Genomic DNA, 25,462 nt, shown 5'->3' with positions numbered 1-25,462 from the left:
GCCGCAATGAACGGGACAAGCGCCGAGACTGTCGCGACCTCGCCGGAGGCGGTGGCACAGCATCTGGCCGCCTCACGCTATCTGGCGGATGAGAGCCTTTCCACAGCCATCTTCCTGGCGATCCGGCTGGGCAAGCCGCTGCTGCTCGAAGGCGCGCCCGGCGTCGGCAAAACGGAAGCGGCCAAGGCGATCGCCGCGCTGCTCGGCCGCGATCTGGTGCGGCTGCAATGCTATGAAGGCATCGACGCCGCGCATGCGCTCTATGAATGGAATTATCAACGCCAGCTGCTCGCCATCCGCCATGCCGGCGAGCATGAGATCGATATCTATGACGACCGTTTCCTGATCGCGCGGCCGCTGCTGCAGGTGCTGAAGGCGCCGGAGCAGCGCATACTGCTGGTCGATGAGATCGACCGTTCCGACCACGAATTTGAAGCACTGCTTTTGGAATTCCTCTCCGATTTCCAAATCAGCATTCCCGAGCGCGGCACCATCCGCGCCACCGCGCAGCCGATCGTCATCCTGACCTCGAACCGCACCCGTGAACTCGCCGAGGCGCTGCGCCGGCGCTGCGTCTATCACTGGATCGGCTATCCCAATGCCGAGCGCGAGGCCGCCATCATCATGCTGCGCGCCGGCGATGTGGCCGAGGCAACGGCGCGCGCGGTGGCCGCAGCCGTGCAGACCATCCGCGCCCGCCCGCTCGCCAAGCCGCCAGGCATCGCCGAAGCGGTCGAATGGGCCAACGCCGCCACCATCCTGGAAAAAGGCGGCAGCCCATGGCCGGAAGCCTTCCGCCGCGCCATCGGCGTGCTGATCAAGGACGAGGAGGATCTCTCCTACATCGCGCCCGAGCTTGGCCGCATTGTCGAGGAGGCGCTGGCGTGATGCGCGATCTCAACGATCCCTTCGCCCCGTTCATTCCGCAACGCTGGCGGGACAGCACCCCCCTCTGTCCTGCCGGACATCTCCCCCTCAAGGGGGGAGATCAGCTGTCATTCCGGCTTTCGCCAATCTCCAGCGTCGCATTAGCAGGCGACGCGTCAAAGCTGCCAATCTCCCCCCTTGAGGGGGAGATGTCCGGCAGGACAGAGGGGGGCGCCACGCAATGATGCGGGAGAAAAGCTTGCCCCGCGCGGCCACCCCCTTGCTCGCCTTTGCCCGCCTTCTGCGCCGCTACGGCTTTGGCGTCGCGCCCGAACAAGTCTCCGCCTTCATGCAAGCGGTGGCATTGCTCGGGCCGCGCTCGATGGCCGATATCCGCGAGGCGGCGCTCGCCACGCTGGCGCCGCCGCCCGACCGCCGCGACGAATTCGAGGCGCATTTCCGGAGCCATTTCTATGGCAATGCATCTGCGATGGTCGAAGGCGACGCCGACGAGGAAACCCGCATCAAGGATGATGGCGGCGCGGGGCGGGAAGAGATCGAGGTGATCCGTCAGCAGGACGGTGGCGAACTCTCTTCCGGCGTCGAACAACTGAGCAGCCGCGACTTCCAGCGCGACGATGACGGCCTTGCCGCTTTCCGCCACAAGCTCGCTTCGGCCCTGCCCGCCCGCCGCTCCTTCCGCACCGTGCGCACCCATTCGCGCGGCAAGCTCGATCTGCGCCGGTCGCTGCGGGAAATCGTCGGCGCCGATGGCGACGTTCCCTCGCCGCTACTGCGCCGCCGCCAGACCGTCCCGCGCAAGCTGCTGATCCTCGTCGACGTGTCCGGCTCGATGAAGCTGCACACAGCGGACTATCTCAAGCTCGTGCATGCCGCCGTACAAGGTGCAGACCGCGCCGAAATCTTCACCTTCGGCACGCGGCTGACCCGCATCACCGGGGCATTGCGCATCCGCGACCGCGATCAGGCATTGGCGCGCGCGGCCGCGCAGGTCGACGATTGGGACGGCGGCACCCGCATGGGACCGACGCTGCTCGCCTTCCTCTCGGTGCCGCGCTTTTCCGCTTTCGCGCGCGGTGCCGCGATCGTCATCCTGTCCGACGCGCTGGAGCGCGGCGACCATGGCGAGCTGGAAATGGCAATGCGCCGGCTGAGCGCCCGCGCCTTCCGGCTGTCGCTGGCGACGCCGCTGGCCGGCGACCCGCGCTTCAGGCCGGCAACGGCGGCACTTCGCGCCATCCTGCCGGTGATCGACGATCTCGTCGACGGCTCGTCGCTTGCCCGCCTCACCGATTTCATCCTGTCGCTCGCCCGCCCTGCCCCGGCTGCGGCGACAATCTGGAAGAGGGTTTCGTGATGCAGAAGGCAATCGACGCACATTTTCACATCTGGCGCCAAAAGGACCAGCCCTGGCTGGTCGGACCGATGGTGCCGCGCATCTTCGGCCCTTACGAGCCGATCCGCCGCGACTATCCGATCGAGGAGTTTCTGGCCGACCAGAAAGGATCGGGCGTCGAAAAGGCCGTCTATGTCCAGACGAACTGGGCCAAGGAGGATTTCGAGAAAGAAGTCGCCTTCCTGCAGAAGACCGCTGACGAGACCGGTTGGCCGCATGCCATCGTCGGCTACGCCGACATGACCGCCGACGACATCAGACCCCAGATCGATCGCTTGAAAAAATATCCGCTGCTGCGCGGCGTGCGCATGCAGTTGCACTGGCACGAGACGCCGGCCTTCCGTTTCGCCGCCTCGGCCGATCAGGTCATAGACCGCAAGGTGCGAGCGAATGTAGCGCGCCTGAAGGACTATGACCTATCCTTCGATCTGCAGCTTTTCCCTGCTCAGATGAAGGACGGCCTGACGCTGGTCGGCGAGAACCCGGAGACGAACTTCATCCTCACCCATGCCGGCATGCTGACCGGCATGGAGCCGGAAACCACCGAAGCCTGGAAGACCGGCCTGCGCACGCTGTCGGCCGCACCCAATCTCTACGCCAAGCTCTCCGGCCTCGGCACCTTCGTCCACCGCAACGACCCGGCGCTGATCGCCTACATCGTCGACAACGCGATCGAGATCCTGGGCGCTGACCATCTGATGTTCGGCTCGAACTTCCCGATTGAAAAGCTGTGGACCAGCCACGCCGAACTGATCAAGGCGCACCGCAATGCGGTGACCAAGCATGGCGCGGCGGCGGAGGCGGATATTTTCTGGAACACGGCGGAGAAGGTCTACCGGCCGGTATAGCTGCTCACAACCGCCGGCCCAAAATCTGGACCATATGCCGCTTGGCGCCGAAGCTGACCGGCCCCGCCGTCCGCATCAGCTCGAAGCCTTGCGCTTGCCAGAACCGAAGCCCTTGCTCATTTTCCATGAGCACGCCGAGTTCCAGCCGTTCGACGTGCTGCGATTTCAGCCACCTGAAAAAGTCATCGCAAAGCGTTCGCCCGAACCCTCTTCCATGAAGCGCTTTGTCGATCATGAGCAATGCGATCCACCAACACCCCGCTTGCGGGTAATTGCGATCGCAGGCCAGCAAACCGACAAATTCGCCATCGACTGCTTTCAACCCGAATACGAATTTGTCGGCTTCCGTCCGGTTCGGCGGAAAGTTTTCAAATTCCTCTTTTGCGCTGGCGACGTTTGGCGGTTCGCCTCGTTCCAGCACGACATAGTCCGAGCAGGCCTGATACAGCGGCACCAATCGCGGAGCGTCAATTCCAATCAGGCCTTCGACCTCGTACCCGGAGATCGAAATTGGAAATCTGATGGTTTTGTCCATGAAAGTCCTGTTTCCGGAAACCGTCGCCGCCTCACTTCACCTCGAACTGCGGATCGACCGGGATCTGCATCGCGGTCACCAGATGGTTGGTCTGGCCGGCGAGCCCGATGATCGACACCAGCTCGCTATGCTGGACATCGGTCATACCCTTGGCTCGCGCTGCCGCCGTGTGCGAGTGGACGCAGTAGGAGCAGCCATTGGCGGTCGACACCGCGATGTAGATCATTTCCTTGGTCAGCGGATCGATGGCGCTGTCGGCGACCATCACCACCTTCAGCTGTTCCCAGATCCGCTTCAACGCCGGCGGATCGTTGGCCAGCCCACGCCAGAAATTGTTGACGAAATCGGATTTGCGCGTCGCGCGGATATCGTCGAACACGGCCTTCACCGCCGGGACTTTCTCCACCTCGGCATCGCTGAGAAGTCTTGTGGTGGCCATGGCATTTTTCCCTTCATTTTGATCGTCGTGAGTTGAATCAGGCCTTGAGCAACCGCAGCCAATCCATTCGCCTGATTCACTTCTCCGGCGGCGGCGTAGAGATTCAGGTCAGGCCGAGTCGAAAACGGCGGGTTCCGAGAACCGGAGCGGAGCGTACTTTTCGTACGTGAGCACCGGAAGCGCAGGAAGCCACCGTTTGCAGGCCGGCCTCACCTGAATCTAATGCACCGCCGCGTACATGATCTTCTCCTCGGTGGCCTCCGCCGGCGAAAACTCCTCCACAATACGCCCTTGCCGGCAGACCAGGATGCGGTCGGACAGGTTCATGATCTCCGGCAGATAGGATGAGATGACGACGACGGCGAGGCCCTCATCGGCCAGGCGGTTGATGATCTGGTGGATCTCGGCGATGGCGCCGACATCGACGCCGCGCGTCGGCTCGTCGAAGATGACGATGCGCGGCTGCTGTACCAGCCCCTTGCCGATCACCACCTTCTGCTGGTTGCCGCCGGAGAGTTCGACCACACGCGCATTGTCGTTGATCGCCTTGATGTTCAGCGTCTTCGTCCATTCCGCCGAGAGCACACGCATCTCCTGCGCGTTGATCACCCACGCCTTTTCGCGGCCCGCCGCCAAAAGCCCGCCGAACAGGTTCTCGGCAATGCCCATCGTCTCGAAGATGCCTTCGCTCTTTCGGTCCTCGGTGACGTAGACGATGCCGTCGGCCACCGCTTCGCTCGGCACGAGATAGCGCACCGGCTTGTCGTCCAGTTCGATGGCGCCGCCGCGCAGGAAATCGCGCTTGTAGATGCCGGAGACGATTTTGAAGGTCTCGGTGCGGCCGGAGCCGATCAGCCCGAACACGCCGGTGATCTGGCCCTCGAAGATCGAGAACGAATTGTTGCGCACGACATTGCTCATCGAGATGTCCTGCACCGACAGCACCTTCTTGCCAGCCTTGCGCAGCTTGGCTTCGTCGCGCTGGCGGTAGATCTGCCCCGACAGCGTGCGCCCGACCATGGCGGCGACGATCCTGTCACGGTCGAAGGCCGATGTGTCGTCGGTGATCACCAGTTCGCCATCGCGCAGGATGGTGATGCGGTCGGCAATCAGCAGCGCCTCTTCCAGAGCGTGGCTGATGAAAACGATCGACACGCCGCTCGCTTTCAGCCTGCGGATCAGCGCGAAGAAGTGTCGCTTCTCTTCCGGCGTCAGCGTCGCCGTCGGCTCGTCGAAGATGATGATCTCGGCATTGTGGTGCACCGCCCGTGCGATCTCGACCATCTGCCGCTTGGCCGCACCCAGCGTTGCCACCATGGCGTTCGGGTCGACTGGAAAATTCAGCGACTGCAGGAATTGTTGGGCCGAGATGTAAGTGCCGCGCAGCCGGTTGAGGAACTTTTCGGTGCCGAGATAAAGGTTCTGCGCCACCGTCATCGATGGCACCAGGCTGGTCTCCTGGAACACCATCGCGATGCCGGCCTCCAGGGCGGCATGCGGCGAGGCGTAGGCGATCTCCTGGCCATGGTGGAACATCTTGCCTGACGTGGCGTCGACCACACCGGCAATGATCTTGGTCAGCGTCGATTTTCCCGCGCCGTTCTCGCCAAGCAGCGCGTGGATCTCGCCCTTGCGCAGTTCGAAGCTGACATTCTTCACCGCCGGCACGCCGCGATAAGTCTTGGTGACGTTCTCCAGCCGAACGATCGGGTCCATCAGAAGCCTCCCGACGCGAGGTCGACCGCCAGCACGCAGTCACCGCCTCTGGAGGCGATGAACAAGCTGCCGTCCTTTTCCGCCACGCTGCAGATGCCATGGCGCGTGCCGTTGGCGCGGCTGTGCAGGCTGAATTGCGGCTGCATCTTCGCGTCGAGCCTCACCACCAACCCGTAGGAGCGGCTCGGCGACCATGGCTTGTGGATGCCCATGGTGCGGATGCCGCCGCATTGCAGCGGCTCGAGAAAGCTGCGGCTGGAGGCCAGTGCCGGCGCGATCCAGTAGGCCGGCGGCACCTGATCGAGCATGTCATGGCGGTAATGCGTTTCCTGCAACACGAATTCGATCAACCGGTTGCGCGGCGCAAACAGAGCCAGCCAGGCGCCGCCATCGGCGGATGGCGACAGCCGGGAGGGATAGCCTGGCAGATGAGTCAACACCGTCGAACGATTGCCCGTCGCGCCCTCGAAGCGGACAATTTGATGGCGCCAGCTTTCACTGACCAGAACATCCCTGCCGACGGGATAGAGCCCATAGGGGAAGGCGATGTCGCCGGCCACTTTGCGGAAGCCGCCACCTGCTGCATCCCGCTTCCAAAGCGAACCGGACGCCCCCTTCCTCATCAGGTCGGCGGCCCATTGCGAGGGCGCATGCTCGGCCGAGCCATTGGCCAGCCACAGCGTGCCGTCATCCGCATAGGCAAGTGCGGTGATGCAGCTGAGATCAGCCGGCAGCGGAACCTCCTTGCCTGATATCAGCAGCTTGCCACTTTCCAGCCCCACGGTCAGTTCGCCGGATGGCGAGAGCGCCAGCGCCGTGACGGCAGACGGGAAGGTTTCGATCACCTTGGGCTCGGTTCGGGCAGCAAGCGAATAGACAGCGTTGCCGCTGGAGGCCAGCAGCCTCTCACCAGAAACCAGCAGATTGTCCGGCTCCGTCAGTTCGGCAAAAGCCAGCGCATCGTCCAGCCGCGTATTGGGCCGAAAAGCACCGTCGAGCGGCGGAATGGTCACCGCCTTGCCGCGAAACAGGTCGAGCACCGGATCGAGGATCATGGCCTTGCCCCCCAATAAGAAGCGGGGCTGGTCCAGTTCGGGTCGGCGCCAGCGATCTTGTAGCGGCCGACGCGGTTGTTGAGGATGCCGCCGACGAACAGATATCCCTTGTGCTCGCGCATCGAGGTGACCATCGGGTGCGCGCCGCCTGAGAGGTCGCCCATCGCCTCGACGATGCCGCCCTTCTCATTGAATTTCACCACGCCTCCGGTGTTGATGTTGGGGAACAGCCACTCATCCTGCGGCAAGCGGCGCGTCATGCGCTTGCGCATATCGGGGTGGCGCAGCGACAGGTCGAAGCTCGGCGTGCGCATGCCGAGCCACGCCATCCAGTAATTGCCGTCGGAGGCGCGGTTGATGTTGTCGGGGTAGCCCGGCATGTCGCGGATGACGCATTCGGCGGTGCCGGCCTTCGGCCCTTCCAGCCAGTAGCGGTGCACCCGGCAGGCCCAGCTTTCGGCGAAGAACAGCGACTTGCCATCATGCGCCATGCACACACCATTGGTGTAGCGGTAGCCGTCGAGCAGCGTCCTGGTCGATCCGTCCTTCGGGTCGTAGACCAGCAGACGCCCGGTGGCGCGGTTCTCGATCGAGTCCAGCGCCCAATCGTGGGCATCGTAGCGCTTGGTCGAATCGGTGAAATAGATCCGCCCGTCCGGCGCGATGTCGCAGTCGTTGGGATCGCGCAACCGCGCATCGTCGACGATCGAGGTCCACGAGCGCGACGTCTCCGCCGACAGGCGTTTCACCTCCCGATCCGGCGACACCGAATAGAGCCCCATGGCGCCAACGCAGCTGATCAGATTGCCTGTCTTGTCGAAGGCAAGCCCCAGCGGGAAGCCGCCAATGTGAGCGAATACTTCCGATTTGACATAGTCCGGCGCGAAGAAGCGGACGATTTCGCCATGGCGTGTGCCGCAATAGAGATTGTCGTCGCGGTCGAGGATGACATCTTCCGGCCCTTCCAGCTCGCCAAGCCCGATATGGTCGGCAGCCGACAGCCTGTTGTCGAGTTCGTAGGATGTGCCGGAGCCGGGCGCCGCCGACTGTGTTTCGCCCATCTTGAGATAGACCGGCGCGACATAGACTTCGTTCAGCACCTTGTGGCGGTTCTTCAGCCAGCGGATGTCGATCGTCACCGCCACCGCCAGCATGATGCCAAGCACCATCTGGTTGGTGCCGGTGCCATACCCCAGCCGGATCAATCCGTTGGTCATGGTCAAGACGATGATCGCGCCCATCAGCCCCTTGATCACCGAGCCACGCCCGCCGCCGAGGCTGACGCCGCCGACCACCGCCGCCGTCAGCGCCATGATCTCCAGGTTGAGGCCGGTGCCCGGCCCTGCCCCGCTCAGGCGGCAGGCGATGAGGAAACCGCCGACCGAGGCGCAGAAGCCAGAGAAGACATAGGTCATGAACACCGTGCGGCGCACGCGAATGCCGGCATTGTGCGCCGAGCGCCTGGAGCCGCCGACCGCCAGCACGTGCCAGCCCGGCCGCGAACGCGTCAACGCGATATGGGTGACGATGGCGAGGATGATCGCCAGCCACACCGAAACCGACAGCCCCCAGAAGGTGCTGTCGCCGATGAAGTCGAGCACATCCGAAGTGGCGGTCGAGAGCTGCACATCGGCGGCATAGGTGGTGACCAGGATGTCGAACAGCGCCCGGCCGAAGATGAAGGTGACCAGCGTGGTGAGAAAGGCGCGCAGCCTGAGGTAGCCGACGAGATAGCCGTTGATGGCGCCGAAGACGAGTCCGGTGGCGACCGACGCGGCCATCGCCAGCCAGATCGACTGTTCGAGGATGAAGAAGACATAAACGGCGGAGAAGCAGGAAAGCGCGAAGATCGAGCCGACCGACAGGTCGATGCCGCCGCCCAGCATCACCACGGTCATGCCGGTGACCACCATCGAGAATTCACCGAGCTGGCGGGTCGATTCCTGCAGCGCCGTCAGCTTGAAGAAGCCGGGAATGATCGAGCCGAAGGTTGCCAGCGTCGCCACCAGCGCCAGGAACGGAATGGCGTTGTCGGTCCAGCGTTTGGTCAGGATCTCGCCGACGACATGGTCGGGCACGAGATTGTAGCGCCAGGACTGGAGGCGTTCGCGAAAGGACATAAGGTCACTGCAGCAAGAGAAGGAGGTGGCCGCGGGCAATCCGGCCACCCCGTTGATCGGTGTTGGAGAGTATCGGATTATTTCGCCGCCGCTTGCGCCTGCAGCGCCTTCAGGTCCCAGCAGCTGTCGGGCTTGAGGTCGGCCTTGGTCGTCGCCTTCTCCAGCGTGTAGATGTAGGTGTGCGAGGTGCCGGCTGGTTGGCCGCTCTGCAGCAGGAACTTGATGATGGCGTTCATGTCGCCGGACTGGCGGGCAAGTTCGGTCATCACCACGGCGCCATAGGTGCCGTCCTGCAGCTTGTCGCAATCGGCCGCCTTCTCGCCGCCGCCGGTGGTGACGAGGAACACCTTGCCGTCGAGCTTGGCGTCGCGGATCGCAGCGGACGCGCCGGTGGCGTCACCATCCCAGAAGTCGATGATCGAGCAGATATCCGGGTTCTGCTGCAGCATCGTCGTCGTCACGTTGCGCGACGTCGTCGCATCCCAGTTGGAATCGGGCTTGGCCACCACCTTGAAATCGGGATGCTTGTCCAGAACCTTCATGATGCCGGCATATTGGTAAAGGCTGGAGGAGTTCGCCTGGTCGCCCTGCACGAGGCCGATCTTCTTCGACGAGTTCTCGCCGCAGCCCTTGATCGCCGCTTCGGCCTCGAGCTGGCCAAGCCGATCCCAATCGCTGCCGACGAAGGCGTCAGCTGGAAAGTTGGCGGGATTGTCGACCAGGATCACGTAGGTGCCGGCGGCCTGCGCCTTCTTCATCAGCTTGGAATAGGAGTTCAGGTCCGGTGCATGGATGATCAGCACGTCCGGCCTGGTGTCCGACGAGATGGCGTCGGTGATCGCCTGCGCGCCGGCATCGACCACCCAGTTCGGGTCGCGCGTCTCGAACACGCCGCCCCAGGCCTCGACTTCGGTCTTCAGATAATGCGCCCAGCCCTGCGCCAGGTCGAAGCCCATCGCCAACGGCACCAGCATGACACGCTTGCCCTTGAGTGCCTGCGCGTAAGCCGCTGGGCCGGGATCGTCGGCGGCGAAGGTTGGCGCCACGAAGGCGGTGACGGCGAGTGCCGTGGCGGCGGCCATCAATGTCCTGATGAATTTCATGTCAGATCCTCTCGTTTAGATTTTCATTGCCGGCCGATCGGGATGGATCGGACCGGGTACCCCTAAATGTCGCCCTGTTGAGCGGTCTGCTCGTCACGTGGATTGATGATGCCGTCGACGATGATCGCCCACAGCAGGATCGCCGCCTTGATCAGGTTCTGGTAGAGCAGCGGAATGTCGATGATGGTCATGGCGTTGAGCAGGATGCCGATCAGCGCCGCACCGACCAGCACGTTGCGCACCCCGCCACGCCCGCCGGACAGGCCAATGCCGCCGATCACCGCCACCAGCACGATGTCGTAGAGCAGCGTCGAATTGACGATGCGGGTGTTGATCGAGTGCAGGCTGGCCGCCGTCAGCAGGCCGGCGATCAGCGCGACGAAGGCGGAGACGACGTAGCGCAGCACCAGCATCGGCCGCACGGGAATGCCGATGTTGCGCGCCGCCACCGGATTGTCGCCGGCGAAATAGATGTAACGGCCCCATTTGGTGTAGCGCAGGAACAGGAAGAACAGGAACGCGAGGCCGACGAAGATGAACACCTCGATCGGAATATCGAGAAAGCGCAGGCCGCCGAGCCGTTCGACCCAGTGGCCCTGCGGCACCGGCACGGCATCCTGCGTGATCAGTTGCGAGCGCACATAGCCGAAGACGAAGGAGCCGGTCGCCAGCGTCACGAAAATCGCCGGCACATCGGCATAGGCAACGAGAAAACCGTTGAGCAGGCCGATCGCCAGCACGCCGGCCAGCACATACGCGAAGGCCAGCCCGTCCGGCATGCCCGAATTCAGCAGTTGCAGATACCAGGCGACCGACATCGCCATGATCGCCACGGCGGAGAGGTCGATGCCGCGCCCGATGATGACGACGGCCATGCCGAGCGCGAGGATGCCGAGCACCGACACCGAGCGGACGATGGCGACAAGATTGTTGGGGTCGACGAAGCCCGGCAGGCCTATCGCCGCGGCAACGAACAGCACCACCGCGATGGCAAAGACAATCCCTTCCTGATTCAGGCTCCTGAAATTCGGCCAGCCGATCGTGTTCATGTCTGCGTTTGCCCCGATGGCAGTGCTGCCATCCCTGGGAAGAAAGCTAATCGGCCCAGCGCCTGTTCGTCAAATGAATCCGCGTTCAGAACCTGGGCTGGCAGGGATATTCACCGAGTGGACGCATCGATTGCCGAAGCTGGCGCAATCCATGGAAAACCCTGCATTTTTGGCAATCGGTTCCGCCATCATGGCTGCCAGTGAAAGGACCGCTTCAACACGGAAGCGCAAGGCGGAATTTATCTCCACATGAGGTGGAAAATTTCGATGTCAATTTCCCGGCATATGGCCGGAGACCTCGGCGCCCGCACCCGCCGGCAGAGCGAGAAAACGCAACGCCGCCACCAGCCCAATGGCGCCGATCACCAGGAAGGCGATTCGAAAATCCACAAGGTCGAGCGCCGGCCTGTCCCTGGCGATCTGCGACAAGTTGAGGACCGCCACCGCCACCGCCACGCCGAACAGCATCGCCACCTGCTGCAGCATCGAGGACAGTGTCGCCGCCGAGCTACGCTGCGCCGCATCGATATCGGCGAAGGCCAGCGTGTTGAGTGCGGTGAACTGCATCGAGCGCGACAGACCGGCGATCAGCATCAGCGCCACCACCAGCGCCTGCGGCGTCTGCGGCGAGATTGCCGCGCTGGCCATGATCGCCGCCGAGGCGATCAGGCCGTTGACGACCAGCACCGAACGAAAGCCGAAGCGGCGCAGCGTCGGCGTCGTCACAGTCTTCATGCCGAGATTGCCGAAGAAATAGGCCAAGATCATCATGCCGGCATCGACGGGGCTGAGGCCAAAGCCGACCTGGAACAGCAACGGCAGCAGGAATGGCGTGGCGTTGATCGCCACCCGGAAGATGGTGCCGGCGGCCAGCGTCGAGATGGCGAAGGTCAGCACCTTGAATGACGAGAGATCGAGCAGCGGATGCGGCGCGCGCCTGAGATGCCGCACCGCCAGCCAGCCGATGACGATGCCGGCTACGATCAAGAGCATCGTCGGCAGGACGCCATCCTCCGGATGCGCGATGCGCTCGAGGCCGTAGAGCAGCAAGGCGAGCCCGGCCGATGTCAGCGCGAAGCCCGGCCAATCCAGCGGTTTGGGGTCTGCTTCGCGATCACCCGGAATGAAGCGGGCGACCAAGGCCAGCCCGACCACGCCGAGCGGGATGTTGATGAAGAAATTCCAGTGCCAGGACAGATAGGTGGTGATGAAGCCGCCGAGCACTGGCCCGACCACCGGCGCAAACAGCGCTGGCCAGGTGATCAGCGCGGTGGCGTTGAGCAGCTCGGACTTCGAAGCATTGCGCAGGACGAGAATGCGCCCGACTGGCGTCATCAGTGCGCTGCCCAGCCCTTGCACGACACGGGCGGCGACGAATTGGCTCAGGTCTTGAGAGAAGCCGCAGGCGAGCGAGGCCAATGTGAATAGGATAATCGCCAGCAGGAAGATGTTGCGTGCGCCGAACCGGTCGGCGAGCCAGCCCGACAGCGGGACGAACACCGCCATGGTCAGCATATAGGCGGTGATGCCAATGCTCATCGCCACCGCCGACACGCCGAACGACGCGCCCATCTGCGGCAGCGAGGTCGAGATGATCGTCGAATCCAGCAATTGCATGAAGAAGGCGATGGCGACGATCAGCGCCACGCGCCGCGCATTGGTGGCCGTTTCGGGTAAGGTCTCGGTCTCGGGAATGGCAGTCATGACGGGAGCGGTTTGAACAGCATTTGTTTTGCCGCGTCCAGGCATAGCGCAACAAACTTTCGTGTCGCGCCGCGCAAAGGCGAGGGCCAGACGGTGCTCGAGCCGCGCGTCCATCTCGAGCCAATGCTCGGCATCGACGCCGAGATGCTCTACGCGGCGCTCGCCAGCGGAAGCTGGCAGACGGACTTAGCTCCGGCCGACCTTGTCCAGGAACAGGCGTAGCTCGGCCGGGTCCATGTGCACGACATGCCTGTCTTCGGGATAGGCCAGGCTGTTGACGTCGGCAACATATTCCGAGAACGCGGCGATGCGCTCGGCCTGCAAGCGGTCATATTCGGCGGCGAAATTGCGATAGACCTTGGAATGACGCGGCATATGGCCACGGTTCTGGCCGAGGATGTCGTCGGCGAACAGATATTGCGCATCGCAGCCGGTGCCCGCCCCCATCGACAGCATGATCAACGATGTTCGTTCCGAGATCGCCTTGGCCACCTCGACAGGCACGACCTCGATCTCGGCGCCGATGGCGCCGGCGGCCTCCAGCTGCTTTACCGCTTCGAATATCTGGATGGCGGTGTCGGCGGTCTTGCCGACCGCCTTGAAGCCGCCGGTCCAGGTCGCGCGGGAAGGAATGAGGCCGACATGGCCGATCACCGGAATGGCATCGTCCGCCATCCGCTTGATCGTGGCGTAACCGGCGCTGCAATAGACCGCGTCGGCGCTGGCCTTGTAGAGCCGGAAGGCCCAGCGCACGAAATCGTCCGCCGTGCCGATCTCGTAGAAATTCTCGCCGGGCATGGTGAACAGGCTGGGGGCCGCATCGCGGTATTGCGGGTTGAGCACCAGTTCGGGCGGTACCGAGACGATGTCGACCCCTGCCCGCTCGGCGGCCTCGGCCTCGTCCATCGTCAGCACGCGTAGCATGGTCAGCTGGCGCTTGCCCTTCATGGCGCGCAGGTCGGCGACGGTCGGTCTTTTTCGGCTCATCGAAAGGGGTTCCCTCTGTTACTTGGTGCGGCAGGTCAGCCGATCTTGATCATAACCTTGCCAGCTTCGATGCGCACAGGATAGGTCTTGAGATTGACGCACACCGGCGCGCCCTTGGCGACACCTGTCTTGTAGTTGAAGCGGCCATTGTGCTTGGGGCATTCGATGATGTCGTCCATCACCAGCCCGTCGGCCAAATGTGCCTTCTCATGCGTGCAATAGCCGTCGGTGGCGAAGTACTCGTCATCCGGGCTGCGATAGATGGCGAAAGTGCGTCCGCCATGATCGAAGCGGATGACGTCCTCTTCCTCGATATCGTCGACGGCGCACGCTTCAACCCAGTCGCCCATCTCTGTCTCCTGCAGCTCTATTCCGCCGCCGCCGGAACGGTCAGCGCGTGGAACTCCTCGCGGTACGGCCGCGCCGTCGGCGGCAATTCGCGCTTGAGGAAGTAGTCCTCGTACTGGAGCTGCTTGATCAGCACCGGCCAGACCTCGCGATAGGCATGCCACATCGATGGATTGGGCTCCGGAAGGTCATGCTTGATGAGTTCGTGCAGTTTCGGCAGCGCATGATAGGGCACCATCGGGAACATGTGATGTTCGACATGGTAATTCATGTTCCAGTAGATGAAGCGGCTGACCGGGTTCATGTAGACGGTGCGCGTATTCAGCCGGTGGTCGGTGACATTGTCGGCCAGCCCGATATGCTGCAGCAGGCCCGTCAGAACCATGTGCCAGCTGCCATAGAGGCGCGGCAGGCCGATCAGCACCAGCGGCAGGAACGACCACAAATAGAACGCCAGTGCGATCGCCGCGACATAGATGGCGATATGCCAGCGCGCGGCGGTGACCACCTTGCGCAGCTCCATCTCGGGGATAAAACTCTTCTCGTCGGGCGAGATGCTGCCGAACGCATTGCGCACCAGTGTGGGCAGCGAATAGCGGAAATCGAGAATGCCGGTGAAGGCAAGCGCGGCGCGCAAGAGGTCCGGTGGACGCATCACCGCGATCTCGGCATCGCGGCCGACGATGATCGTGTCGGTGTGGTGGCGGGCATGGCTCCAGCGCCAGGTCACCGGATTGCGCATCAGCATGAAGCTGGCGATCTGGTAGACGACATCGCTCATCCGCCGGGTGCGGAAGGCGGTGCCGTGGCCGCACTCGTGCCAGCGCGAGTCGCTGGAGGACCCGTAGAGCACGCCGTAGACGAGCAGGAACGGCACCACCCACCACGTGCCCCAGAACCAGACGATGCCGGCGGCGGAGCCCAGTATGGCTGATATCCAGATGATCGTGTCGCGGATCGCCGGCCCGTCCGAGCGCTGCATCAGCTCCTTCATCGCCTTGCGAGGAACGTCGGTGTGGTACCACTCCGCTGAGGCCAGCCCGGTCTCGATCGCGATGCGTGTGCTTTCGCCGACCAGGCTGTAGTCGCGCTTTTTTCCCATCACATCGACCTCCGATTTCCGACCCGCCAGCCGGAGCATTCGTTTCGCATCATGACCTGCCCGCCAGTCTCGGAAAGTTGCCCGACGGCGCAGGATAATCCTGTTGCGGTTGCCTGGCGATCGAGACGATCCTCCGTTCGGCGGCGGCGATCGCGCCGGCGCCGTCGATTACCCGGAACACCGCATCATAAGAGCGGCCTTCGCCATGCTCCAGCCAGATCATCTCGCCACGCTCGCGCGCCGCGAGATTGCCGAGCACATGATGCGTCGAGGGTTCGATACCCAGCGCATATTGCCCCGCCTGGAAATTCTGCCATTGATAGGCGCAAGGCAGCTGCTCCTTGCGGGTCACGACCTCGAAGCCCAATCCGAGACGGTCGTTGACAACAGCCACTGGCACCTCGCCATTGCCGTCCGCCGCCATGTCGTGCTGCCAGACCTGCTCGCTGAAACCCAGTCGCGGCGCCGGCACGGTGCGGTAGCCGACCTTCTGCGCCTCGTAGCGCTCGCCATCATGGCCGGCCCAGACGACGTCGCGGATCGGCGCCAGATAGCGCGCGCCCTCATCGAGCAAGGGGTGGCTGACATTGACATGGTAGAAATACATGTGCGGCGTACGGTTGAAGCCGTGATTGACGACGCGGTCCGACAGCCGGATCTCGTTGCCGCCGACATCGGCCTCGATGCGCCGCAGCAAATGCAGGTCCTCGCCGAACACCGCCGATTGCTGGACGATGCCTTCGGCCCACAGCACGCAGCGGTCGCCGTCCCAGGCCTCGCCATAACCGGTCAGCCGCGCCGGAATGGTGCCGACGCGGCCGTGCAGCGAATGCACCACGGTCTTCCTGCCCGGATAATTGTAGGTATCGACCGGCACTTCCTCCCGGCCCAATATGTGATCGAGGCCGCAGGTGACGAGCAGCCCGGAAAAAGAGCGCGCCCAGGCGAGCCCCCCTTCCCCTTCATAGTCGTGCAGGCCGGGATGACGAAAGCCGCTCGGCGAATGCCAGCCGATCGCCTGTCCCCTGAAGTCGCAGTCGGCGATATCGAGCGCCCGGTCGACCAGCGCGGTGAAGCGCAGGCCCGAGCCGGTGCGGAACTCCAGCATGCGGATGCCGCGTTCCACCCCGTCGCCAAGCGTCATCAGCCGCACGCCGGCGAATTGCGAAAGCATGCCCGAGCGTTCCGAGACCTGCCGGCGCGAAAGCGTCTTGCCGTAAAGTTCTACCATGTGACGGCCAATTTTCTCACTTCGCTCTCGTCTCTTTCAGCAGGGCCGACATGTCGGCGCCGGTGATGATGCTTTCCACCGTCAGGAGATCGGTATCGGCAACCGTCTGCTCGGCGACGATCTCGCCGCGGCGCATGATGATGATGCGGTCGGCGACCTGGAAGACGTGGTGGATGTTGTGGGTGATCAGAAGCACGGAATGGCCGGCGTCGCGCACCTCCTTGACGAAGCGCAGCACGCCATGGGTTTCTTCGACGCCGAGATTGTTGGTCGGCTCGTCGAGGATGATGACCTTGGCGGCGAACTGCATGGCGCGCGAAATCGCGATCGACTGCCGCTCACCGCCCGACAGCGTTGAGACAAGCGCATCGGCATCAAGCTTTTTCGAGATGCCGACTCGCTTCAGCAGTGCCGATGCGGCATCGCGCAATTTGGCGAGATCGAGCGGCGCGAACACGCCCAGCCACTTCAGCTTGACCGGCTCGCGGCCGAGAAACAGATTGCGGGCGATGCTGAGATCCGGCGCCAGCGACGTGTCCTGGTGGATCGTTTCGATGCCGAGATCCATTGCATCGCGCGTGGAGCGGATCGAGACCTTTTCGCCGCGCACATGGATGTCGCCATGATCGACAGGAAACACGCCCGAGATCGCTTTGATCAGCGTCGATTTGCCGGCGCCGTTGTCGCCGAGCAAGGCCACCACCTCGCCCTCGTTGAGGGCGAAGGACGCATTCTTCAGCGCGCGCACGCTACCGAAGGATTTTTGCAGGTTCTGCAGCCGAAGCACTTCCATCGTCAGCTCCTTGCGGCGTTCTTCTGCAGCAAAGCGTGCAGGATGAGCATGGCGAGAATGATGACGCCGACGAAGATGTTGTAGGCGAGCCCCGGCACGCCGATCAGCACGATGCCGTTGCGGATCGCACGCAGCATCAGCGCACCGACGATGGTGCCCAGGATAGTGCCGCGCCCGCCGGTCAGCGCCGTGCCGCCTACCACGACCATGGCGATCACTTCGAGTTCATAGCCGGTGCCGGCGACTGGCGACGCCGCCGAAATGCGGAAGGCGCTAATCATGCCGGCCAGTCCCGCCAGAACCGAAGTCAAGATGAACAGCCACACTTTGACGGCGTCCGCCGGCACGCCGCGCGCCACCGCCGCGTTGCGATTGGAGCCGATGGCGCTGATCCAGTTGCCGAGCTTGGCGTAGCGCAGGACATAGATCGCCAACAGCGACAGGCCGATGAACCACCACAGCGAGGTGTAGAACCGGAACGAACCGACATTGAAGCTGCCGGCCAGCAGTGTCGCGAAGAAGCCGGGCTGGTCCCAGGATTTCAGCGGAAAGCCCTGTGTGATGTAGAGCGCTGCGCCACGCACCACGAGCAGCATCGACAGCGTGACCAGGAAGGACGAAATGCCGATCTTGGTCACGATCAACCCGTTGATCGCCCCGATCGCGACGCACAGCAGAAGTCCTGCCAGCAGCGCCACGCCGATGCTTGCTTCGCCATTCTGCACCAGGAGCATCACCACCACCGGCGCCAGCCCGAACACGGCGCCGACCGACAGATCGAACTCACCCGCCGTCAAAAGCAGCGTCATGCCAAGCGCAATGATGCCGAGCTCGGGCAGGAACGCCATTATGTTGGAGACGTTGAGCGGCGACAGGAAATTGGCGTCGGCGACGGCGAACACCGCAAGCAGTACTATGAGGATGACGAGTGAGGAGAATTGCGGCGAGCGCATGAGGCTCGATCTGCGTTTCCCGACAGGCATTTCGTCTTCTGCTGCGATCGTCATGACTGCTTGAACCATGCTTTGAAAAAATGCCCGCGGCCTACGCCACGGGCATCGCCTTTTTACTTCGTGTTGTAGAGCTTCAGGATTGGTTCAACGCTCGCGGCGTCGTAGAGGCTGAACGTGTGGATGTCGTAGCCGATCGGCTCACCGGAGGCGGCGAGCCCAAGCAGTGCCACCGGCATGAAGCCTTGCGCCGAGGGGAACTGCCAGGCAGCGGCGTTGACGAAGCCGGATTTGACGGCTTCCGCGGTCTCCTTCGAATTGCCCCAGCCAACGACCGGGATCTTGCCGGCCGGCACGCCGGCGCCATCGAACACCCGCTTGACGCTGGCCGCCACGGAATCGCCGAGCGCGATGATCGCCGGCGGATTGTTGGCAACCATATAGTCGGTCATCTTGGCGATGATGCCAGCCGGATCGGTGCCGCAATCGACCACGTCATATTTGATGCCGAGCGGATCGAACACACTGGCGATGCCTTCGGTTTCGAGTTGCTGGTAGCTGGCGCCAGGCACCTCTACCGGCAGGAACACCTTGTCGCCCTGCTTCACCATCTTGTGGTCGACGAGGTATTTGGCCCAGATGACGCCGGCCTCCTTGAGGTCGGCACCGACATAGGCCTTCCGTCCGGTCGCCGGATCGTCCGTGTTGAAGAACACGATCGGGATGCCGGCTGCCTTGGCCGCCTTGACCTCCTCGGTCCACAAGCCCGGCTGCGCCGATGTCGTGGCGATACCGTTGGGCTTGGCGGCAAGCGCGGAGTTGAAGGCCTCCTTCTGCGCCGCCATGTCGCCGCCGCTGAAGGAGATTTTGCAGGTCACTTTGAGCTGATCGCAGGCCTTGGTGGCGCCGGCATTCCAGTCAAGCCAGAACGCATCCGACGGACCACCATGTGACAGCAGATAGAAGGTCTTCTGGCCATCCTGCGCCAGTGCCGGCGAACCCAGCGCGACGCCGGCGAGCAGCGCTGCGGCAGCCGTCAGCTTCAATGCGAATTTCAACATTTTTCTTCCTCCCTTGCTTGCAGCCGCGCCGCCGCAAACCGACGGCGCGCGGTGACCGTCACAGACCGTTGGCGCGGAACTTCCCGTCGAGGAATTTCTTGGCGCGCGGCACGTCGTCTTCCGAGAGGTGCTCGATGATGACCGGGATGTTCGGATGCTTTTGCGCCAGCCGCTGGAGGTAGAGGTCGTAGTTCAGCGAGCCGAGGCCGGGTGCCGGCAGTTCGATCTCACCGACGCCACGGAACGTGTGGCTCTCCAGCGCATCCTCGTCGCCGATATCGGCGTGCTTCTCGGACTTGTCGCCGCCCGAACGCTTGACGTCCTTGGCGTGGGCTATTCTGATCTTGTCGGTCAACGTGTCGAACACCTGGTTCAGGATCTGGTCCATCCTGTCGATGTTGTGCGTCTCGAAATAATTGGTCGGATCCATCAGAAGGCCGAGGCCGGGATGATCGACCTGCGCGAACATCTTCACCGTCTCCTCGACCGAGCCGACGACGTTGTTGACATAGGTCTCAAGCAGGAACACCGCGCCGTGATCATGGGCCGTCTGGGCAAGATCAGCGACCACCTTGCGGCATTCCTCGAACCCTTCCTCGGTCTTGTTCTTGGGGTGATGCACCCAGTCGGATTCAGTGTTGTAAGTGCCGGTTTCCGAGATCACGTAAGGCGAGCCGAAATGGCGGGCGTTGCGGATGATTTCCTTGAGGTAGCCGACGCGCTTGTCGCGCTCGGTCTTGTCGGGATGGATGATGTTGGTGTAGCCCGACACGCAGCAGACCGGCAGATTGTGGTCGCGGAAGACGTCGCGCACCGTCTTGGCCTTGTCCCTGGTGATCTGCCCGGCCGACAGGTCGACATCCTTGAAGTGGAGGTCGAGCTGCACCGTGTTGAAACCCAGCCCGCGGATTTTCTTCGCCGTCTCTTCGAGACCGTACGGGAAATAGCCCGTGAAAATACCAGCCTGCATCATGGTGTGAATTCCTCCCTGTAAGCGATTCAGTTGATTGAAGTTGTCGATATCTCGGAAAGTTTGACGGTGCGGCCCTCGTCGATCGAGCGGTAACCCGCCTCGACCAGCGCCATCGTCTTGACGTTGTCGGCCACCGACAGCGCCGGCGGCGTGCCGGTCTTCACCGCGTGCTGGAGCTGTTCCATCACACCGATAAAGGCATGCGGGAACCACATTGTGTCCCAGCTCGGGCTGATCCATTCGCCGCCGGTGGTCTCGGTCGAGGCGTAGGTCAGCGTCGAGGCCGCTCCCGTCGGCCAGCCGATGGTGCCCTTGGCGACGCCCTTGGTGCCGTCGACACGCCAGTTGATATGCTGGTCGTCCTTGTAGCCATCCTGGCGCGGACCGGACCAGACATCCTCCAGCGAGACGGCGAGAACGCCGGAAGGGAAGCGCAGCGTCGACACGGTGATGCCGTCGGAGTGGTCGAATTTCGTGCGCGGATCCTTGCGCGTCAGCGTGGTGATTTCATCCGGGTCGCCGAACAGGAAGCGCAGCACGTCGAGATGGTGCACGCTCATATTGGCGAGCGTCAGCCGGTCGTAATCCTCCAGGAAGCTCTGCCAGTGCGGGATGGCGTGCATGTCGATCTGCGCGAAGACGATGTCGCCCAGCGCGCCGCTGTCGATGATCTGCTTCAAGACGCGCATCGACTGGTCGTAGCGCATGTTCTGGTTGACCGAGAGGATCTTGCCGGCCTTGGCCGCCTCGTCGCGCAGCTTGACCGCCTCCTCGACCGACAGCGCCAATGGCTTCTGCGCCAGGATCGCCTTGATGTGCTTCTGCTTCAGTGCATGACGGATTAGCGCCGGCTGTAGGTCGGGCGGAAAGGCAAGGTCGATGATCTCGACATTTTCGTCCTCGATCAGCTGCTCCGGCGTGTCGTGGACGGTCGGGATGGCCCAGCGCGTCGCCACCTTCTCGGCGCTGGCTTTGGTGCGCGAGGCGATCGCCACCACCGGGAATCCAGCTTCCTTGTAGGCAGCGAGATGGCACTCGGCCATGATCATGCCGGCGCCGACGCAGCCGATCCGGTATTCCTTGGTTCGGACCTTCACATCCGGCTCGAAACCCTTGTGTGCCATCTGATCCTCCCGAGACTCTTTCCTTGCGGCCGCCGTCATCGTGCCAGCGCTCCCCCGCTCTGTCCGAAATAATGCACCCTGGCCGGCTCGCAGGATATCGCCACCATCGCGTCCGGCCGGATGTCGGGCTGGCCGCGCAGCAATGCCTTCAGCCGCGCCTGCCCGGCAGCGAGCGTCACCACGGTGTAGCCGCCAAGCGGCTCGACCTCGAACACCCGCGCCGGGCGGCCCGAGCCCCCGTCCTCTTTTCCCTCGATGGGCCACGGTCTGACCTTGATGTCTTCCGGCCTCAGCCCGATCTCGACGGCATCAGTGGGAGCCGCCATGTCGGCAATGCGGATCGTACCTTCGGCCGCCTCGACACCGCCCTCGCCGCGCGCCGATTTCAAGATGTTCATCATCGGCGAGCCAAGCAGCCGCGCCACATAGGTGCTGGCCGGATGGTCATAGAGTTCGGCCGGTGCACCGATCTGCCTGATCCTGCCGTCCTCCAGCATTGCGATGCGGTCGGCGACCGACATCGCCTCTTCCTGGTCGTGCGTGACATAGATCAGCGTCTTGCCGAGCTCGCGCTGGATGCGCTTCAGCTCGACGCGCGTCTCTTCGCGCAGCCTGGCGTCGAGCGCCGAGATCGGATCGTCCATCAGATAGGCGTTGGGATCGCGCACCAGCGCACGCGCAATCGCGACGCGTTGTCGTTCGCCGCCCGAAAGCTGTCCCGGCGGCTTGTGCAGGATATGGCCGATATGCAGCTTCGCCGCGACGTCGGCGACCCGCCTTTTGATCTCGACCTCGGCGACCCGGCGTTCGACCAGGGGGAAGCGGACATTGTCGAGCGCGCTCATATGCGGGAACAGCGCCAGGTTCTGGAACACCATCGCCACGTTTCGCTCGGCCGGCGACACAGTGTTGACCGGTCTGCCGCCGATCAGGATTTCTCCCGAGTCTGGCGTCTCCAGCCCTAGCACCAGACGCAGGATGGTCGACTTGCCCGACAGCGGTGGACCGAAGAAGCAGAAGAACTCATTGTCGTTGACCGTGAATGAAGCGTCGTCGACAGCGAGCGTGTTGCCGTAGCGCTTGGTCACATTGCGAAAGACGACATCGGCCATCTCAACCTGCCTTGATCGCAAGGCCGCTAGCGGCGTCGAAGACGCGCACCGACGACACGGTGGGTGCGACGATGGCGGTGTCGCCGATCGCCAGGCCGACATCATTGTCGAACACTGTCTTTACGGCAGCCTCGCCCTGCCCGAGGTGAACGATGGTGCGCGCCCCGATCCGCTCGACGAAGGTGACCCGCATGGCGAGACCCTGACCATTCTCCACCAGCGTCGCCTGTTCCGGCCGGAATCCGTAAAGCACTTCGCCGCGCGCGCCGCGCATAGCCGCCGCGAGATCACTCGGTAGCGGCGGGGTGATGCCCAACGGTCCGAGATCGATGACCAGCCCGCGGTCGCTTTCCGCGGGTCTTCCCTTGAGCAGGTTCATGCCCGGCGCGCCGATGAAGCGGGCGACGAAGACATTGGCCGGATCGTTGTAGACCTCGAGCGGCGTGCCGACCTGCTGCAGCACGCCGTGATCCATGACCGCGATGCGGTCGGCCATGGTCATCGCCTCGAGCTGGTCGTGGGTGACATAGACCATGGTCTGGCGGAACTGGCGCTGCAGCTGCTTCAGTTCGGTGCGCATCACCGCCCGGAAAGCGGCGTCAACATTGGACAGCGGCTCGTCGAGCAGGAAGATCGCCGGCTCCATGATCGCCGAGCGGCCGATCGCCACACGCTGCAGGATGTTGACCGACAGCCGGTCGGCCTTACGGTCGAGCAGCGGCGTCAGTTGCAGCATCTCGGCGATCGCACCAACACGGCGGTCGATCTCGGCTTTCGCTGTGCCGTACATCTTCGGCCCGTAGGCGAGGTTCTGGCGCACCGTCATATGGGTGAAGATGGCATAATTCTGGAACACGAAGCCGACGCCGCGCCGCCCCATCGGCACGCCGGCCATGTCGCGCTCGCCAAACAGGATCTTGCCGCCGGTCGGTTCCTCCATGCCGGCGATCATGTTCATCGTCGTCGATTTGCCGCAGCCCGATGGCCCGAGCAGCGCCATGAACTCGCCGTCTGATATTGCCAGGTCCATGGTCTTCAGCGCGGTGAAGTCGCCGAATTTCTTGACCAGGTTCTGCAGGTGGATCGCGCTCATGCCGGCACCTGCCTTGCCCGCGCCATGCGCTTCATGGCGAACACCGCGACGATCGAGAGCACGATCAAGATGGCCAGCGCAATCGCCGCCACATAGCCCCAGATCAAATCCTGCGTGGTGAGCTTGTAGATGTAGACGGAGATGGTCTCGGTGGCGACGCCGGGGCCACCGCCGGTCATGATGTAGAGCGTGTCGAAAATCTTGAAGTTCTCGATCACCCTGATCGCCAGTGCGATGATGATGATCGTCTTCATCTTAGGCAGCACGATGGTGACGAAGCGCTGCCACGGATTGGCACCGAGCAGCGTCGCCGCCTTGATCTGGTCCTCCGGCACGCCGACCAGGCCGGCGAGCAGGACGAGGAACATCAGCGGCGTCCACTGCCAGATGTCGGCGACCATGACGGCAATCAGCGCCAGCGTCGGGTCCGACAGCCAGGCGATGGTGACGGGAGAACCGGTAAGCGCCGACAATATGTCGTTCACCGGGCCGCCCGACTGGAACAGCATGAAGAACATGTAGCCGGCCACCGCCGGCACCACCATCATCGGCATCAGCAGGACCGAGTAGAATATGCGCTTGCCCGGAAAATCGTCGGCAAACAGCGTCGCCAGCGCCAGCCCGAGCAGGAACTCCGCCGGTACGCAGACGATCATGACGATGGCCGTGCGCTTCAACGCGCTCCAGAAGCGCGCATCGGCGGCAAGGTCAGTGTAGTTGGCAAAGCTGTTCCACAGCGACCAGGCATTCCACCAGCCAAGGCCCGACAGCGGCGACCAGTCGGTCACGCTGATGTACAGTTGCATCAACAGCGGGAAGGCCGAGATGAACAGCACCAGGATCTGCGCCGGCAGCGTCAGCCGGAAACCCAGCCTTGCGCCCTCGTCGCGCGAAACCGGCCTTGCTCCGACGGCTTTCATCTTGTCCCCTGAAATCATGGCAGTCACCGCGCTCATTGCTTGAGCGCCCCGAAAGTCAGCCCGCGCACCAGATGGCGCTGGATGGCGATGCCCATGATGACCGGCGGCACGGCAGCGATCAGGCCGAGCGCTGCCTTGGCGCCATAGAGCTGCCCGGTCATCGAGGACGACAACGAAGCCATGTAGACCGGGATCGTCACCCATTCGCGCGTCGTCAGAAGCAGCGCGATCAGATAGTCCGACCAGTTGAGGATGAAGACGAAGAGCGCGGCACTCGCCAGCGGCGCGCGCATCATCGGCAGCGTGATGCGAGTGAAGACGCGCAGCCGCGAACAGCCTTCGACAAGGGCCGCCTCCTCGATCTCGCGCGGCATGTCGTCGAAGAAAGTCTTCATCAGCCAGAAGGCGAAGGGCAAGGTGACGATGCCGTAGATCAGCGCCAACCCCCACCAGCTGTCGGTGAAGTTGAGGAAGGCCCACATGATCATCACCGGGATCATGACCGCCATCGGCGGAAACAGCCGCAGCTGGATCAAGGCCAGCGGCAGGTTCTGGCCGGAGCCGAAACGCGACAGGCCGTAAGCCGCGGCAGTGCCCGCCGACATGGCGATCACCGTGCCGAAAACCGCCGACAGCAACGATGAGAGGATAGGCTTCAGCGCCGTGTGGTCGAGCGCGACAATCAGATTGTTGGTCGATTCGCCGAAAACGAAACGGAAATTGCTGAGCGTCGGGTTCTTCGGCCACCATGTCAGGTCGGCGCCGGTCGCCGACCATTCCGCGATCGGCTTGAACGCCATCGATACCATCCACAGGATTGGCACCAGCGTCACCGCCATGGCTGCGAAGATCGCGGCGTAGCGGAACATCAGGAAAGGAATGGAACGCTTCATCTGGCGGCTTTGCTGGTGGCGT

The 25,462-nt window shown here is 63.3% G+C and carries 25 protein-coding genes; 4 read left to right on the top strand and 21 right to left on the bottom strand.

What is annotated here, in order from left to right:
- Window positions 1–6: 6 nt before the first annotated feature.
- The 3 genes from NKJ01_RS15245 (at window position 7) to NKJ01_RS15235 (ending at window position 3,132) form a co-directional block, all read left to right on the top strand.
- Window positions 7–888, top strand: coding sequence for an AAA family ATPase (locus NKJ01_RS15245; protein WP_023756898.1), 882 nt, complete (start codon window positions 7–9; stop codon window positions 886–888).
- Window positions 889–1,108: 220 nt separating this feature from the next.
- On the top strand, window positions 1,109–2,245 hold the full coding sequence (locus tag NKJ01_RS15240; protein ID WP_352729043.1) for a vWA domain-containing protein: 1,137 nt from the start codon (window positions 1,109–1,111) through the stop codon (window positions 2,243–2,245).
- Complete coding sequence (locus NKJ01_RS15235) at window positions 2,245–3,132, top strand: amidohydrolase family protein (protein WP_352729041.1); 888 nt, start codon at window positions 2,245–2,247, stop codon at window positions 3,130–3,132. The genes NKJ01_RS15240 and NKJ01_RS15235 overlap by 1 nt, the downstream gene beginning before the upstream one ends.
- A 4-nt stretch (window positions 3,133–3,136) precedes the next feature.
- Here NKJ01_RS15235 and NKJ01_RS15230 read toward each other — a convergent pair whose 3' ends face one another.
- The 7 genes from NKJ01_RS15230 to NKJ01_RS15200 all read right to left on the bottom strand — a co-directional run bounded on the left by NKJ01_RS15230 (window position 3,137) and on the right by NKJ01_RS15200 (window position 11,149).
- Entirely contained in the window at window positions 3,137–3,667 is a 531-nt protein-coding gene (locus tag NKJ01_RS15230) for a GNAT family N-acetyltransferase (RefSeq protein WP_352729039.1), read from the bottom strand.
- Between the two features lie 31 nt (window positions 3,668–3,698).
- Window positions 3,699–4,106 (bottom strand): carboxymuconolactone decarboxylase family protein, encoded by a 408-nt coding sequence (locus NKJ01_RS15225; protein WP_352729037.1) that lies wholly within the window; start codon window positions 4,104–4,106, stop codon window positions 3,699–3,701.
- Window positions 4,107–4,325: 219 nt separating this feature from the next.
- Window positions 4,326–5,822 carry a sugar ABC transporter ATP-binding protein gene (locus NKJ01_RS15220; RefSeq protein ID WP_352729035.1) on the bottom strand — a complete coding sequence of 499 codons (1,497 nt, stop codon included), beginning with the start codon at window positions 5,820–5,822 and terminating at the stop codon, window positions 4,326–4,328.
- A complete protein-coding gene (locus NKJ01_RS15215) occupies window positions 5,822–6,877 on the bottom strand; it encodes an SMP-30/gluconolactonase/LRE family protein (RefSeq protein ID WP_352729033.1) in 1,056 nt (351 codons plus the stop codon). Before NKJ01_RS15215 ends, NKJ01_RS15220 begins: the two co-directional genes overlap by 1 nt.
- On the bottom strand, window positions 6,874–8,997 hold the full coding sequence (locus tag NKJ01_RS15210; RefSeq protein ID WP_352729031.1) for an ABC transporter permease: 2,124 nt from the start codon (window positions 8,995–8,997) through the stop codon (window positions 6,874–6,876). Before NKJ01_RS15210 ends, NKJ01_RS15215 begins: the two co-directional genes overlap by 4 nt.
- Before the next feature lie 77 nt (window positions 8,998–9,074).
- Window positions 9,075–10,100, bottom strand: coding sequence for a sugar ABC transporter substrate-binding protein (locus NKJ01_RS15205; RefSeq protein WP_023760979.1), 1,026 nt, complete (start codon window positions 10,098–10,100; stop codon window positions 9,075–9,077).
- 62 nt (window positions 10,101–10,162) lie between these two features.
- Window positions 10,163–11,149, bottom strand: a complete 987-nt coding sequence (locus NKJ01_RS15200; RefSeq protein ID WP_352729029.1) for an ABC transporter permease — start codon at window positions 11,147–11,149, stop codon at window positions 10,163–10,165.
- Here NKJ01_RS15200 and NKJ01_RS15195 point away from each other — a divergent pair.
- On the top strand, window positions 11,148–11,402 hold the full coding sequence (locus NKJ01_RS15195; RefSeq protein WP_352729027.1) for a hypothetical protein: 255 nt from the start codon (window positions 11,148–11,150) through the stop codon (window positions 11,400–11,402). The two genes, NKJ01_RS15200 and NKJ01_RS15195, sit on opposite strands and share 2 nt — an antisense overlap.
- 17 nt (window positions 11,403–11,419) lie before the next feature.
- On the opposite strand, the gene NKJ01_RS15190 is transcribed toward NKJ01_RS15195, so the two are convergent.
- From NKJ01_RS15190 to NKJ01_RS15125, 14 genes are all read right to left on the bottom strand, one after another.
- Window positions 11,420–12,853 (bottom strand): DHA2 family efflux MFS transporter permease subunit, encoded by a 1,434-nt coding sequence (locus tag NKJ01_RS15190; RefSeq protein ID WP_352729025.1) that lies wholly within the window; start codon window positions 12,851–12,853, stop codon window positions 11,420–11,422.
- Between the two features lie 186 nt (window positions 12,854–13,039).
- Window positions 13,040–13,840, bottom strand: coding sequence for a 3-methyl-2-oxobutanoate hydroxymethyltransferase (locus NKJ01_RS15185; protein ID WP_023760982.1), 801 nt, complete (start codon window positions 13,838–13,840; stop codon window positions 13,040–13,042).
- 35 nt (window positions 13,841–13,875) lie between these two features.
- The gene (locus tag NKJ01_RS15180) at window positions 13,876–14,190 is read right to left on the bottom strand and encodes a MocE family 2Fe-2S type ferredoxin (protein WP_352729023.1); all 315 of its coding nucleotides are present in this window, start codon (window positions 14,188–14,190) and stop codon (window positions 13,876–13,878) included.
- Between the two features lie 17 nt (window positions 14,191–14,207).
- Entirely contained in the window at window positions 14,208–15,290 is a 1,083-nt protein-coding gene (locus tag NKJ01_RS15175) for a fatty acid desaturase family protein (protein ID WP_352729021.1), read from the bottom strand.
- Window positions 15,291–15,339: 49 nt separating this feature from the next.
- Window positions 15,340–16,521, bottom strand: a complete 1,182-nt coding sequence (locus NKJ01_RS15170) for an aldose 1-epimerase family protein (protein WP_352729020.1) — start codon at window positions 16,519–16,521, stop codon at window positions 15,340–15,342.
- A gap of 16 nt (window positions 16,522–16,537) precedes the next feature.
- On the bottom strand, window positions 16,538–17,320 hold the full coding sequence (locus NKJ01_RS15165) for an ATP-binding cassette domain-containing protein (protein WP_352729075.1): 783 nt from the start codon (window positions 17,318–17,320) through the stop codon (window positions 16,538–16,540).
- On the bottom strand, window positions 17,317–18,321 hold the full coding sequence (locus tag NKJ01_RS15160) for an ABC transporter permease (protein WP_352729018.1): 1,005 nt from the start codon (window positions 18,319–18,321) through the stop codon (window positions 17,317–17,319). The genes NKJ01_RS15165 and NKJ01_RS15160 overlap by 4 nt, the downstream gene beginning before the upstream one ends.
- 59 nt (window positions 18,322–18,380) lie before the next feature.
- Entirely contained in the window at window positions 18,381–19,325 is a 945-nt protein-coding gene (locus NKJ01_RS15155) for a sugar ABC transporter substrate-binding protein (RefSeq protein ID WP_352729016.1), read from the bottom strand.
- Between the two features lie 58 nt (window positions 19,326–19,383).
- Window positions 19,384–20,298 (bottom strand): sugar phosphate isomerase/epimerase family protein, encoded by a 915-nt coding sequence (locus NKJ01_RS15150; RefSeq protein ID WP_352729014.1) that lies wholly within the window; start codon window positions 20,296–20,298, stop codon window positions 19,384–19,386.
- 26 nt (window positions 20,299–20,324) lie between these two features.
- Entirely contained in the window at window positions 20,325–21,422 is a 1,098-nt protein-coding gene (locus NKJ01_RS15145; RefSeq protein ID WP_352729012.1) for a Gfo/Idh/MocA family protein, read from the bottom strand.
- A 35-nt stretch (window positions 21,423–21,457) separates the two neighbouring features.
- Window positions 21,458–22,534, bottom strand: coding sequence for an ABC transporter ATP-binding protein (locus tag NKJ01_RS15140; RefSeq protein WP_352729010.1), 1,077 nt, complete (start codon window positions 22,532–22,534; stop codon window positions 21,458–21,460).
- 1 nt (window position 22,535) lies between these two features.
- A complete protein-coding gene (locus NKJ01_RS15135; RefSeq protein ID WP_352729008.1) occupies window positions 22,536–23,627 on the bottom strand; it encodes an ABC transporter ATP-binding protein in 1,092 nt (363 codons plus the stop codon).
- Complete coding sequence (locus tag NKJ01_RS15130; RefSeq protein WP_352729006.1) at window positions 23,624–24,583, bottom strand: carbohydrate ABC transporter permease; 960 nt, start codon at window positions 24,581–24,583, stop codon at window positions 23,624–23,626. The genes NKJ01_RS15135 and NKJ01_RS15130 overlap by 4 nt, the downstream gene beginning before the upstream one ends.
- Window positions 24,580–25,440 carry a carbohydrate ABC transporter permease gene (locus NKJ01_RS15125; RefSeq protein WP_352729004.1) on the bottom strand — a complete coding sequence of 287 codons (861 nt, stop codon included), beginning with the start codon at window positions 25,438–25,440 and terminating at the stop codon, window positions 24,580–24,582. The genes NKJ01_RS15130 and NKJ01_RS15125 overlap by 4 nt, the downstream gene beginning before the upstream one ends.
- Window positions 25,441–25,462 lie beyond the last annotated feature (22 nt).

It is taken from the genome of Mesorhizobium sp. M0276 (assembly GCF_040321755.1).
Classification (GTDB): Bacteria; Pseudomonadota; Alphaproteobacteria; order Rhizobiales; family Rhizobiaceae; genus Mesorhizobium.
The sequence above is the reverse complement of the archived record's forward strand: the minus strand, read 5'-3'. Positions and strand labels throughout refer to the sequence as shown.

What these genes read in the sequence shown, in the direction of transcription:
- NKJ01_RS15140 (WP_352729010.1), bottom strand. Translation starts at nt 22,534, where the DNA reads ATGGCCGATGTCGTCTTTCGCAATGTGACCAAGCGCTACGGCAACACG.
- NKJ01_RS15195 (WP_352729027.1), top strand. Translation starts at nt 11,148, where the DNA reads ATGTCTGCGTTTGCCCCGATGGCAGTGCTGCCATCCCTGGGAAGAAAG.
- NKJ01_RS15240 (WP_352729043.1), top strand. Translation starts at nt 1,109, where the DNA reads ATGATGCGGGAGAAAAGCTTGCCCCGCGCGGCCACCCCCTTGCTCGCC.
- NKJ01_RS15190 (WP_352729025.1), bottom strand. Translation starts at nt 12,853, where the DNA reads ATGACTGCCATTCCCGAGACCGAGACCTTACCCGAAACGGCCACCAAT.
- NKJ01_RS15200 (WP_352729029.1), bottom strand. Translation starts at nt 11,149, where the DNA reads ATGAACACGATCGGCTGGCCGAATTTCAGGAGCCTGAATCAGGAAGGG.
- NKJ01_RS15125 (WP_352729004.1), bottom strand. Translation starts at nt 25,440, where the DNA reads ATGAAGCGTTCCATTCCTTTCCTGATGTTCCGCTACGCCGCGATCTTC.
- NKJ01_RS15225 (WP_352729037.1), bottom strand. Translation starts at nt 4,106, where the DNA reads ATGGCCACCACAAGACTTCTCAGCGATGCCGAGGTGGAGAAAGTCCCG.
- NKJ01_RS15135 (WP_352729008.1), bottom strand. Translation starts at nt 23,627, where the DNA reads ATGAGCGCGATCCACCTGCAGAACCTGGTCAAGAAATTCGGCGACTTC.
- NKJ01_RS15130 (WP_352729006.1), bottom strand. Translation starts at nt 24,583, where the DNA reads ATGAGCGCGGTGACTGCCATGATTTCAGGGGACAAGATGAAAGCCGTC.
- NKJ01_RS15175 (WP_352729021.1), bottom strand. Translation starts at nt 15,290, where the DNA reads ATGGGAAAAAAGCGCGACTACAGCCTGGTCGGCGAAAGCACACGCATC.
- NKJ01_RS15185 (WP_023760982.1), bottom strand. Translation starts at nt 13,840, where the DNA reads ATGAGCCGAAAAAGACCGACCGTCGCCGACCTGCGCGCCATGAAGGGC.
- NKJ01_RS15150 (WP_352729014.1), bottom strand. Translation starts at nt 20,298, where the DNA reads ATGATGCAGGCTGGTATTTTCACGGGCTATTTCCCGTACGGTCTCGAA.
- NKJ01_RS15145 (WP_352729012.1), bottom strand. Translation starts at nt 21,422, where the DNA reads ATGGCACACAAGGGTTTCGAGCCGGATGTGAAGGTCCGAACCAAGGAA.
- NKJ01_RS15205 (WP_023760979.1), bottom strand. Translation starts at nt 10,100, where the DNA reads ATGAAATTCATCAGGACATTGATGGCCGCCGCCACGGCACTCGCCGTC.
- NKJ01_RS15235 (WP_352729041.1), top strand. Translation starts at nt 2,245, where the DNA reads ATGCAGAAGGCAATCGACGCACATTTTCACATCTGGCGCCAAAAGGAC.
- NKJ01_RS15230 (WP_352729039.1), bottom strand. Translation starts at nt 3,667, where the DNA reads ATGGACAAAACCATCAGATTTCCAATTTCGATCTCCGGGTACGAGGTC.
- NKJ01_RS15245 (WP_023756898.1), top strand. Translation starts at nt 7, where the DNA reads ATGAACGGGACAAGCGCCGAGACTGTCGCGACCTCGCCGGAGGCGGTG.
- NKJ01_RS15215 (WP_352729033.1), bottom strand. Translation starts at nt 6,877, where the DNA reads ATGATCCTCGATCCGGTGCTCGACCTGTTTCGCGGCAAGGCGGTGACC.
- NKJ01_RS15160 (WP_352729018.1), bottom strand. Translation starts at nt 18,321, where the DNA reads ATGACGATCGCAGCAGAAGACGAAATGCCTGTCGGGAAACGCAGATCG.
- NKJ01_RS15210 (WP_352729031.1), bottom strand. Translation starts at nt 8,997, where the DNA reads ATGTCCTTTCGCGAACGCCTCCAGTCCTGGCGCTACAATCTCGTGCCC.
- NKJ01_RS15170 (WP_352729020.1), bottom strand. Translation starts at nt 16,521, where the DNA reads ATGGTAGAACTTTACGGCAAGACGCTTTCGCGCCGGCAGGTCTCGGAA.
- NKJ01_RS15180 (WP_352729023.1), bottom strand. Translation starts at nt 14,190, where the DNA reads ATGGGCGACTGGGTTGAAGCGTGCGCCGTCGACGATATCGAGGAAGAG.
- NKJ01_RS15155 (WP_352729016.1), bottom strand. Translation starts at nt 19,325, where the DNA reads ATGTTGAAATTCGCATTGAAGCTGACGGCTGCCGCAGCGCTGCTCGCC.
- NKJ01_RS15220 (WP_352729035.1), bottom strand. Translation starts at nt 5,822, where the DNA reads ATGGACCCGATCGTTCGGCTGGAGAACGTCACCAAGACTTATCGCGGC.